This window comes from Thermoflavimicrobium daqui (genome assembly GCF_003313465.1).
Lineage (GTDB): Bacteria > Bacillota > Bacilli > Thermoactinomycetales > Thermoactinomycetaceae > Thermoflavimicrobium > Thermoflavimicrobium daqui.
In genome coordinates, this window is sequence record NZ_KZ845664.1 from 473,993 (window position 1) to 485,750 (window position 11,758).

Below are 11,758 nucleotides of genomic sequence, written 5' to 3' on the forward strand. Positions count from 1 at the left end.
GAGTGATTCAGGTGCAACAGTTAGAAGAAAAAATTAAAGATTTAAAAGCAAAACTTGAGAAAGCCAAAGATATGCGATATAAAGCAGAGTTACGCCTTGAAAACTTAGAGCGAGAAGAAGGTAAGATTTTAAAAGAATTAAATGAATTAGGTGTTCAACCTGATGAATTACAAGAAGAGATAGAAAGGCTAGAAAGAGAAATCGATGAGGATATCTCCAAGGTATATGCTCAATTGCCGGAGGAGCTGAGAAGCTAAATGGAACAGCTGCGACTGGAGAAATTAGAACAGCAACTACTTTCAGCACAAAAAGAATTAGCCAAACGCAAGGGGATTCGAGATCGCATTGTAGAGCAAAAGAATGAAGTGGAAGCGAAATGGCAACAACTGAATAAGGAACGAGATTTATTGGAAAAAGTCCAGATTTTATTACAAAAGTCTTCGGATCATGCACGTGAGCAGGCAAAAATGCAATTGGAAACGCTTGTCACGAAAGCCTTACAATATGTTTTTGGGCCAATGTTTCGGTTTGAAATTGAACTTTCGGATCATGGAGGCAATCCAACTGCTGAGTTTTATGTGATAACGGAATGGAATGGGAAACCGATTCGTAATAAACCACAAGATTCACGTGGTGGTGGTGTTGTCGATATCATTTCGTTGGCGCTACGGATTGCACTGCTTGAAACGATTCGTCCCCGCCTACAAGGACCGATTATGTTGGATGAGCCAGGTAAACATGTGAGTGAGGATTTTGTTGTCCCCATGATTGAGTTTCTAAAATCGATTTGTGAAACATTTGGTAGACAGGTGATCATGGTAACACATAATACCCACTTGACTGAAGCAGCTGATCAGGCGTTTTTTGTACGTTTATCCAGTGGGAAGTCTGTAGTCAACCGCGAGCCTCGCCTTGACAATAGGCGAATATAAATAATAAAATTATCATGTATCTTTGCTTTTCAATGAAAAAAGATACCTCTGGTTCCATGATTAGTGAATGGATGATGAAAGTTTGAAATGATGTTGCTGGAAGTCCAGCCTTACCTGGTATAGCACACAACACGTGAGCAAGCGCGAAAGACCGAACTTATCGGTCTTGTTTTTTAAATTAAAAAAAGGGGAGGTGAGGGGCGAGTAGATGTCATTTCAGGTTTTAGATTTGATCTTATTGGTACTTGTTCCAATAGCTGCATTTGGTGGCTTTTGGATGCGAAAAGTAACAGCTGAGGCGAAAATTGGTAGCGCTGAACGTGAAGCAAAAACAATAATAGAAAAAGCATCGAAAGATGCAGAGACGGTTAAAAAAGAAAAGATTGTTGAAGCACGTGATGAAATTCATCGGTTTCGAAGTGAAGCGGAAAAAGAAATTCGTGATCAGCGTAATGAGTTAGGGCGAATTGAAAGACGTCTTAATCAAAAAGAAGAGACACTTGAACGGAAACAACAAGTACTGGAAACGCGCAATGAAGATTTAAGCCATAAAGAAAGACAAATTGAAAAGCGCGAACTAGAAGTTGAACAGCTATATCAGGACCAGTTAAAAGAGATGGAACGGATTTCAGGACTTACGACAGAAGAAGCCAAACAACTAATTTTGAAAAAAGTCGAAGACGAAATGCGGCATGAAACAGCACAGATCATTAAAGAAATGGAACAGCAGGCGACTGAAGAAGGAGAAAAACGAGCACGGAATATTTTATCTTTAGCTATCCAACGATGTGCAGCAGATCATGTAGCAGAAACCACAGTTTCTGTAGTAACCTTACCAAATGATGAGATGAAAGGTCGAATAATTGGACGAGAGGGTAGAAATATCCGCACATTAGAAACCTTAACTGGAATAGATCTCATTATCGATGATACTCCTGAAGCGGTAATCTTATCAGGTTTTGACCCCATTCGTCGTGAGGTAGCTCGTGTAGCACTCGAGAAATTAGTCGCTGATGGACGGATACATCCGGCTCGAATTGAGGAAATGGTGGATAGAGCTAGACGAGATGTGGACGAGCGAATTCGAGAGTACGGTGAACAAGCTACGTTTGAAACGGGAGTTCACGGTTTACATCCTGATCTCATCAAAATTATCGGTCGCTTGAAGTTCCGTACGAGTTATGGTCAAAACGTCCTGAAACATTCGATGGAAGTGGCTCATCTTAGCGGGCTTTTAGCTGCTGAATTAGGTGAAGATATTCATCTGGCCAAACGAGCTGGACTGCTTCATGATATTGGTAAAGCGATCGATCATGAAATAGAAGGCTCCCATGTAGATATAGGAGTCGAGCTTGCTAAGAAGTATAAAGAGCATCCAGTAGTTATTAATAGTATCGCTTCTCATCATGGTGATGTAGAACCAACAAGTGTCGTGGCTGTTTTAGTTCGCGCAGCAGATGCACTATCTGCCGCTCGCCCAGGAGCGCGTCGTGAGACATTAGAAGCGTATATCAAACGACTAGAGAAATTAGAGGAAATCTGTGAGTCATTTGATGGTGTTGAGAAGTCTTATGCGATTCAAGCTGGACGGGAATGTCGTATTATTGTTAAACCTGATGAGGTGGACGATGCAGAAGCGACTCGTTTAGCTAGAGAAATTACGAAACAAATCGAGAATCAATTAGATTATCCTGGTCATATTAAGGTTACAGTGATCAGGGAGACACGATCAGTGGAATATGCAAAATAAAGTGGCTCCGGCCGCTTTATTTTTTTAAGTAGGTTGGAGGATATATGATTTATGAAAATATTAATGCTTGGTGATATTGTAGGAGAACTAGGACGTTATACATTATTAAAGTATTTAGCAGAACTTAAGACGATGCTATCACCTGATTTGGTGATTGTAAATGGAGAAAATTCAGCAGCAAATGGTCGAGGAATTACTCGGACGATCTCCCGTGAATTGCTTGGAGCAGGAGTAGACTGTATAACTCTAGGTAATCATGCTTGGGCTCAGTCTGAAGTGTTTGATTTTATTGAGTCAGAAACGAAGGTGGTTCGTCCTGCTAATTTTCCTCCTGGAACCCCTGGTCGTGGCTTTGCAACCATAACTACCTCATCAGGTAAATGTACAGTCATAAGTTTGATGGGACGTACATTTTTACAACCTTTAGAATGTCCTTTTCGGACCATTGATAAAATCTTACAAAAAATACCAGAAAGTCATTATATTATCGTTGATCTTCACGCTGAAACAACTTCGGAAAAACAATCTTTGGCATGGTATGTAGACGGCAGGGTCTCAGCGGTGATCGGTACGCATACACATGTACAAACTGCTGATGAGCGTATTTTACCTCAAGGAACAGGTTATTTAACAGATGTAGGTATGGTAGGCCCCTATGATGGAGTGCTTGGTATGGAAAAAGATGCAGTGATTCGTCGATTTTTGACACAACTCCCCGTTCGCTTTGAAGTAGCTAAAGGACGATGTCAATTGAATGGTATATTTATGGAGTTTGATTCACAGACAAAAAAAGCGAAAAAATTAAAACGGATAAGAATTGATGAGGATAATCCACTTATTAGCTAATTTTATATAAAATTATTTCAGATTTTTCATTCCTGTCTACAAAAAGTAGCAGGAATTTTTATGAGTTAGTCGAATAGATATAACAATGGACTCACTCCAAACCATCGAAGACTATCGAGGAGGTACCTACATGGAAGTATTAAAAGTTTCAGCAAAATCTAATCCGAATTCTGTCGCAGGTGCATTGGCCGGAGTCTTGCGCGAACGGGGTCAAGCAGAAATGCAAGCCATTGGTGCGGGAGCATTAAATCAAGCTGTTAAAGCGGTTGCAATTGCACGAGGATTTGTGGCGCCGAGCGGTATCGATTTGATCTGCATACCAGCTTTTACGGACATCGTCATCGATGGTGAAGAGCGAACAGCAATTAAGTTGATTGTTGAACCGCGACATTAATTGCATAAAATATATTTTAGGTGGACCTGTTTATTTACCAAAATAAACAGGTTTTCTTTTAATTTATTTAGGAGGAGAAGCATATGCGGTTAATGGATGGACACTGCGACGTACTATGGAAATTATCATTAAACCCTGAAATACATAATTTTTATGAAGAGGAACAGCCGACTTTGGATGTTACATATTATCGTTTAAAACAAGGACAAGTTGGACTGCAAACATTCGCTATATTTGTACCTGAAAGTGTACCTCAATCACTTAAGTTGGATTACGCTTTAAAACAAGTGGATATATTTTATGAGAAGGTAATGATGGACAAAGAATTAGTAAAGCTAGTTACATCAAAGGAAGATCTATTCCCTTCTTCACCCCAGCCTATCTTAGCGTTATTAGCATTAGAAGGAGTCGATGCGCTCCAGGGAGATCTTACCTATTTACGCTTATTTCATCGATTAGGTGTGCGCCAAGCCGGACTCACTTGGAATAATTCGAATCAAGTAGCTGATGGAATCGGTGAAGTACGCGGCGGTGGTTTGACTCAGTTTGGGCACCAATTTGTCCAAGAGATGAGTCGTCTAGGTATGATTCTAGATTTTTCACATTTATCGGTTCAAGGATTTTGGGATGTGATTGAGCATCATGAAATTCCGGTTATTGCCTCTCATTCCAATTGTCGTGCGATTTGTCCACACACACGTAATTTAGATGATCATCAGATAGAAGCTTTAATCTCCAAGCAAGGACTGATGGGAATAACTTTTGTTCCTTCTTTTGTGCATCAACAGGAAGATAATGTGAAAATTGATCATATTTTACAACATATCGAGCATATATGCAGTTTAGGGGGCGAGAATATTATCTATTTTGGTTCAGACTTTGATGGGATTGATTATAAAATTCCTCATCTCGAGCATACTGGGCAAATCGCTGACTTTGTTGATTATCTATGTAGATATTATCCAGAGCATTTAGTAAGAAAATGGGCTTGGGAAAATGGCTTTGATTTTTATAAAAAACATTTATCGGTAAAAAATAGCTAAAAATAAAAGAAAAAAGCCGTTTACCTGCTGCAAACTGTGATTTCTCTAAAAAGGAGAAGAAAATGCGAGGATTAAAGAGGATTTAAGGTTGCTTTTTATAAATTAGAGGACTAGAATTAGTAGGTGATGAAGGTTATCGACTCGGCACATTCGCTTATGGATGCCTTGGTTTGTGAAGGGCCGATAAATAGTCAACTTTTTATTTTGTTTAGTTTGGTGTCTGCAAGTTAAAGGAGATGAGTTCATGAAAAAGCAGCTTTCGTGGAAAGTCGGCGGACAGCAAGGGGAAGGGATCGATAGTGCCGGTGAGACTCTTTCCACAGCGCTGAATCGCAAAGGGTATTATTTATATGGTTATCGTCATTTTTCTTCTCGTATTAAAGGTGGTCATTCCAATACAAAGATTCGTATTAGTATCGAACCAACCCGTTCTATTTCCGACGAACTAAATATACTGGTCGCTTTTGATCAAGAAACGATTGATCTAAACTCACATGAGCTTGTTAAAGATGGAATTATTTTAGCGGATGCGAAATTTAACCCGACTGTACCTGAGGGTGTTTCGGCTCGTTTAATTGCTGTGCCATTTACAGAAATTGCTCAAGAAGTGGGTATGGCACAAATGAAAAACATGGTTGCTGTAGGGGCATCTGCAGCATTATTAGGTTTGCCTGTTGATGCTTTCCAAGAAGTAATGGAAGAGCGCTTCTTACGTAAAGGACAAAAAGTTGTTGATAAGAATATGGAAGCCATTGCACGTGGTAAAGAATTCGTCGAAAGCGAGTCTTTAGATCTTCCAGACTATAAGTTAGAGCCATCTGATGGTAAAAAGCGTTTATATATGATTGGTAATGATGCGATTGCTTTAGGTGCTTTAGCAGCTGGTGCTCGTCTCATGGCAGCTTATCCAATTACACCTTCTTCGGAAATTATGGAATGGTTGATTAAGCGTTTGCCAGAGTTTGGTGGAACTGTTGTACAAACAGAAGACGAAATCGCAGCAATTACCATGACGATCGGAGCTAATTATGGTGGTGTTCGTGCGTTAACGGCTTCAGCAGGTCCTGGACTTTCCTTGATGACTGAAGCAATTGGATTGGCTGGTATGACGGAAACTCCAGCAGTTATCGTAAATACACAGCGTGGAGGTCCAAGTACTGGTCTACCAACGAAGCAAGAACAAAGTGACGTACTTGCCATGCTTTATAGTACCCATGGTGAGATTCCAAAAATCGTTATTGCACCTAGTACAGCTGAAGAGTGTTTCTATGATACGATTCAAGCATTTAACTTGGCTGAAGAGTATCAATGCCCAGTTATTATCATGTCTGACTTAGCACTTTCTTTAGGTAAACAAACTGTTGAGCCACTTGAGTATGATCGTATCGAAATTCAACGTGGTAAATTAGTAACGGATGAAGAGGAGTTACCTGAACTAGCTAACTCTGAGCTCTTCAAACGATATGAGTTTACAGAAGATGGTGTTTCGCCTCGTGTATTACCAGGTAAAAAATATGGTTTACACCATGTAACTGGGGTTGAGCATGATGAAACAGGTCGCCCATCTGAAAGCCCTGTAAACCGTAAGAAAATGATGGATAAGCGTTTAGCTAAGCTAAAAAATGGTATCAACTTTAAAGAGCCTGTCTTCTTGGATACCAAGCATGAAGAAGCAGATCTATTAATTATCGGATTTAACTCGACACGTGGTACCATTCATGAAGCGATGGAACGTTTAGAAGCAGAAGGTTTAAAAGTAAACCACGCACACATTCGTCAGCTTCTTCCATTCCCTACAGAAATCGTAGCAGAACAAGTGAAAAAAGCGAAAAAAGTTCTGGTCGTTGAAAATAATGCGACAGGGCAACTAACTTCCTTGATCAAAATGCATGTTGGAATGGCTGACAAGCTAGTTTATTTTGGAAAATATGATGGAAATCCATTCTTACCATCTGAAATTTATAATCAATGTAAGGAGCTGTTGGTACATGGCCACATTTAAAGATTTTCGCAACAAAGTAAAACCCAACTGGTGTCCAGGTTGTGGTGATTTCTCTGTGTTGGCCGCCATGCAGCGTGCTTTTGCAAACATCGGTTTAGAACCGGAAGATGTAGCGATTGTATCAGGAATTGGCTGCTCTGGTCGGATCTCTGGATACGTGAATGCCTATGGTTTTCATGGAGTTCACGGTCGTGCTCTTCCTATTGCTCAAGGGCTTAAATTAGCTAACCGTGACTTAACCGTCGTTGCTGCTGGTGGGGATGGAGATGGCTTTGCCATTGGTATGGGACACACCATTCATGCGATTCGCCGTAATGTGAATATCACTTATATCGTCATGGATAACCAAGTCTATGGTTTAACCAAGGGACAAACTTCTCCACGGAGTCAAATCGGTTTTAAAACCAAAAGTACCCCAAATGGCTCTATTGAGTCTGCTATTTCTCCAATGGAAATGGCTTTGACCGTCGGAGCAGGCTTTGTGGCTCAATCGGTATCGAGTGACTTAAAACAATTAACCCATGTGATTGAAGAAGGAATTAACCATCAAGGATTTTCTTTAATCAACGTATACAGCCCATGCGTCACTTATAACAAGATCAATACGTATGATTGGTTTAAAGAAAACTTGGTAAACCTCAATGATGTTGAAGGCTATGATTCATCTGATCGTGGTATGGCCATGAAAACATTGATGGAAAACAATGGCTTAGTTACAGGAATTATCTATCAAAATAAAGAGAGTCAATCCTACGAATCGCTAATTAAAGGATTTAAAGAAGAACCACTTGCTAAACAAGATCTTCAAATTTCGAAAGATCAATTTGATAAACTTGTTGCCGAATTTATGTAACTTACTATAGCCACTTCCAAATATCGGAAGTGGCTATTTTTAAGAAGAAAAGATAAGTCAAATGTTAAAACCCCTATGGTTTCTGATTAGACCAATGGGGTTTTTTTATTTAAAGACTTTTGAGGTGGGGAATACGATCACTTCGAAAGATGAACGATTGAACAAATTATTTACTTGTATGTGTAATGAAAATTTTACGAATAGGAAATAAAGGGATGGATATAAGTTTTGTAGAAATAATAATTATATTTAGTATATTAAATCCAAATTAATAAGGAGTGTATGCATTGCAGAAAAGAAGTTGGATTTCTGGAATAATTATTACCGGATTAGTCTTGTCAGGAATTCCTCTTTCTTTTGGAATTAAGAAGGAAGTCACTCCTACTGTTTATGCCGAAGCGAGGAAGATAGACTATTTACAACAAGCTTTTACAGCAGCAGCGAAAGAATTTCAGGTACCCGAGCGAATTTTGCTCGCTGTGTCCTATCATGTTTCGCGTTGGGAGCATCACAAGGGTGAGCCCAGTGTCTCAGGTGGTTATGGGCTTATGCATCTAACGGATGTAGATCAAATTGATTTACGTGGAACGGGAAAAGGAGAAAGGGAGGAAGAGATTAAAGCTGCTCCACTTGAGCCAAACTTGCAAACATTAGATGAAGCGAGTAAACTACTAGGACTTGATCCTGAAGTATTAAAGAAAGATCCAACTCAAAATATTCGTGGTGCGGCGGCTTTGTTAGCGAAGTATGCACGTGATACAGTAGGGAAAGTACCCATAGAAGAAAAGGATTGGTATGGTGCAGTTGTTAAGTATAGTGGAAGTAGAGAAGAAACTGCTGCACTTGACTTTGCTGAACAAGTATTTTTGTCCGTCCAAACAGGTATAGAACGACAGACAACCGAAGGATATCAGCTTCGCCTTATTCCAAAAAGTGTACAGCCTAATCGAAATATCATAAAGTCATTAAACTTACACAAGAAGAAGGTAACTACTCCAGACTGCCCGAAGGGGCTTGATTGTCGGTTTATTCCAGCTGCGTATGAGCAGAGAAGTTCAGATCCTAGTGATTATGGAAACTATGATCTGGCGAAGCGCCCAAATTCAGGTTTACAGATCCGGTATATTGTCATTCATGATACAGAAGGAAGCTATCAGGGAGCCATTAATTGGTTTGCGAATCCTGCCTCTTCGGTTTCTGCACAATATGTTATTCGCTCTTCAGATGGACAAGTGACGCAGATGGTGGATAATAAAAATGTGGCTTGGCAAGCAGGGAATTGGTATTTTAATATGCACTCGATTGGCTTGGAGCATGAAGGTTATGCTTTAAAGGGAGCCAGTTGGTATAATGAGCAGCTTTACCGGTCTTCAGCTAGATTGACTCGTTACTTGGCAAAGAAGTATCGAATCCCTCTCAATCGTTCCCATATTATTGGGCATGACGAAATTCCGGGAACATCACCTGCGCGACAATCCGTCATGCATGCAGATCCAGGACCTTTCTGGGACTGGGAGCATTATATGGAGTTAGTAGGAGCACCGATTACCCCTGCAAGGGGATCTAAGAAGATAGTGACGATTAAACCCCGTTTTAAGATGAATAAGCCACCGATTGAGGACGCAGAGAGTCAGCCGGCTAATTTTGTCTATTTGCATACAGCCCCAGATCAAAATGCTCCATTACTCGATGACCTCGCTATTTCTGGACCAGGGACACGTAAAGCATTAGATTGGGGAGATAAAGCTGTAGCAGGACAAACTTTTTATGTAGCGGATCGCAAAGGAGAATGGACTGCAATCTGGTATGGAGGCCAAAAAGCATGGTTCTATAATCCTAAAGGGACAAAAACGGTTCGAGGGAAAGGGATCGCTATTACGCCCAAAGCAGGTAAAAAAGAGATTCCTGTGTATGGGGTAGCATATCCAGAAGCATCTGCCTATCCGAAGGAGGTCCCTCCGCAAGATATTCATCCGCTTCAATATAAAATCACGGCTGGGCAAGTATATATCGCTTCAGAGAAAATAAAAGGAGCTTATTATTATGCTTCTGTATTTACGCAGGACCCTGATCAAACTCATAAACTAATTAGAGGGAAAGAGGAATATTATCGTATTCAATTGAATCACCGACATGCATATGTAAAGGCAGCGGATGTGGAGATAGTGGATAAAAGGTAAAGGGATCGATGGTATAAAGTTTGAATCAGTATATATGGCATAGGAACAATAGAAATAGAAACTAAATGAGGTGAAGTTTATGCGTCTAACAGTCCTTGGATACCAGTCACCATTCCCAGCAGCAGATGGAGCTACACCTGGTTATCTACTCGAAGTCGAAGGGAAACGCATCTTAATCGACTGTGGAAGCGGTGTGTTAGCCCAATTAATAAAAAGATGCAAGCCTTATGACCTCGATTTGGTACTACTTTCCCATTTGCACCATGACCATCTCAGTGATTTCTTTATTTTACAATATGCTCTGTTAATGGGAAAACAGCAGCAAAAGCGAATAAAACCCTTATCCGTTTGGGCACCATCGGAACCCAAGAGTTGGTTTCAGAAATTAGCCTATCGTGATTATATTCAACTAGAGTCTATTACTGAGGAGGAAAGTCTCGAATTCGATAACTTAAAGATTTCGTTTTTCCTTACAGATCACGGAATTCCGTGTTATGCCATGAAGATTGAATATGATGGAAAAGTGATATTATATGGAGCGGATGCAGGACCGCAAACCGATTGGACAAGGATGGCAAGTGAACCAGATCTATTTATCTGTGAAGCCTCATTTTTGCACCAAGATTTACCAATCCAGCCCATCGGTCATTTATCAGCCAGACAAGCAGCCCTTGCTGCAAACCAAATAAAGGCGAAGAGTTTACTGTTAACTCATTTGTATCCCGAGTTAGATCCATCACTACTTAAGCAAGAAGCAGAGCAAGTATATCGTCGAGAATTGTGGATAGCAGAAATGGGTTTAGAAATTAAATTGTAAATAACATCAAGCCAATGTAATCCTTTTTTTATTGGCTTGATTAATCAATGAAAAGGCTCAGACTATCTTTCTCATAGTTGTTTAAGAAGCAATGATAGCTTACTTCGACAATGATTTGAACACATAGGTATAAAAAAACCAGCTCTTAAGTTAGGCTGGTTTTTTTTATGTAGTGTTATGATAGGTGCTTTATATCTTTGCGAGGGGGAAAACGCATAGAAGAGATTACCCAAGAATCCCCTGCGTTTACGCATGGGGAGTGGTCAAATCATATTGTATTTACGAAAGGTAAGTCAAAGCATAATTAATAAACATTTTTATATAATAAGTTTATTAATGAATATAAAAGGGTAGATAATCGATGAGCTTGTTGATAAACATGATTGAGCTAAGGAAGGTGTGGCGAATGATACTTGAATCGTTAAGACAGGAACTTCTTAGCTGGGATGGTGTTAGCGAGCATAAACATCGGTTTGGTGGAGTGGAATTTCGTTATAAAAATAAAGAATTAGGTCATTTGCATGGAGAAAAACTTGCTGACCTACCTTTTCCTAAATCAATCCGAGATGAACTCATTGAAGCAGGACTAGTAGAACCTCATCATGTTTTTCCTAATTCAGGCTGGGTAAGTTTTTGGATCAAAGGTGAACAAGATATTCCCCAATTGTCAAAGTTATTTAGAATGCAATATGATCGAATCGCGAAGAAAAGTATGGAATCTAATTGGGAAGATGGGAAGGAATAGAATGAAAAACAGGAATATTAGATCATGTATTATTAAGTTACAGGAGGAATTTTTGCTATTTCCCTATTCCTTGAAAGAAAAAGAATAACTTTGAAGCGTAAAACGCTATCCTTTCTATGATCGCTTATAGAAAGGATAGCGTTTTTACAGTTGGGAAGTCATAAAAAGCTTTTTGTTTTTTATTGACCTTCACGTA

11 protein-coding genes are annotated in these 11,758 nt (G+C 39.7%); all 11 read left to right on the forward strand.

The features are described 5' to 3' along the window. The first annotated feature begins 11 nt into the window (after window positions 1-11). The 11 genes from DL897_RS05255 (at window position 12) to DL897_RS05305 (ending at window position 11,562) form a co-directional block, all read left to right on the forward strand. On the forward strand, window positions 12-257 hold the full coding sequence (locus DL897_RS05255) for a hypothetical protein (protein WP_113658085.1): 246 nt from the start codon (window positions 12-14) through the stop codon (window positions 255-257). Further along, window positions 258-932, forward strand: a complete 675-nt coding sequence (locus DL897_RS05260) for an ATP-binding protein (protein ID WP_113658086.1) — start codon at window positions 258-260, stop codon at window positions 930-932. It abuts the gene before it with no gap. A 208-nt stretch (window positions 933-1,140) separates the two neighbouring features. Next, on the forward strand, window positions 1,141-2,682 hold the full coding sequence (gene rny / locus DL897_RS05265) for a ribonuclease Y (protein WP_113658087.1): 1,542 nt from the start codon (window positions 1,141-1,143) through the stop codon (window positions 2,680-2,682). 51 nt (window positions 2,683-2,733) lie between these two features. Then, on the forward strand, window positions 2,734-3,528 hold the full coding sequence (locus DL897_RS05270) for a TIGR00282 family metallophosphoesterase (RefSeq protein WP_113658088.1): 795 nt from the start codon (window positions 2,734-2,736) through the stop codon (window positions 3,526-3,528). 130 nt (window positions 3,529-3,658) lie between these two features. Beyond that, window positions 3,659-3,922, forward strand: coding sequence for a stage V sporulation protein S (locus tag DL897_RS05275; RefSeq protein WP_093229483.1), 264 nt, complete (start codon window positions 3,659-3,661; stop codon window positions 3,920-3,922). 83 nt (window positions 3,923-4,005) lie between these two features. Continuing rightward, window positions 4,006-4,965, forward strand: a complete 960-nt coding sequence (locus DL897_RS05280; RefSeq protein ID WP_113658089.1) for a dipeptidase — start codon at window positions 4,006-4,008, stop codon at window positions 4,963-4,965. Window positions 4,966-5,209: 244 nt separating this feature from the next. After that, window positions 5,210-6,967 (forward strand): 2-oxoacid:acceptor oxidoreductase subunit alpha, encoded by a 1,758-nt coding sequence (locus tag DL897_RS05285; RefSeq protein WP_113658090.1) that lies wholly within the window; start codon window positions 5,210-5,212, stop codon window positions 6,965-6,967. After that, entirely contained in the window at window positions 6,954-7,820 is an 867-nt protein-coding gene (locus DL897_RS05290; protein WP_113658091.1) for a 2-oxoacid:ferredoxin oxidoreductase subunit beta, read from the forward strand. Before DL897_RS05285 ends, DL897_RS05290 begins: the two co-directional genes overlap by 14 nt. A gap of 278 nt (window positions 7,821-8,098) precedes the next feature. After that, complete coding sequence (locus DL897_RS05295) at window positions 8,099-10,000, forward strand: N-acetylmuramoyl-L-alanine amidase (RefSeq protein WP_113658092.1); 1,902 nt, start codon at window positions 8,099-8,101, stop codon at window positions 9,998-10,000. Window positions 10,001-10,079: 79 nt separating this feature from the next. Continuing rightward, complete coding sequence (locus DL897_RS05300) at window positions 10,080-10,817, forward strand: MBL fold metallo-hydrolase (RefSeq protein WP_113658093.1); 738 nt, start codon at window positions 10,080-10,082, stop codon at window positions 10,815-10,817. Window positions 10,818-11,223: 406 nt separating this feature from the next. Further along, window positions 11,224-11,562, forward strand: a complete 339-nt coding sequence (locus tag DL897_RS05305; protein WP_113658094.1) for a luciferase domain-containing protein — start codon at window positions 11,224-11,226, stop codon at window positions 11,560-11,562. The last annotated feature ends 196 nt before the right edge of the window (window positions 11,563-11,758 follow it).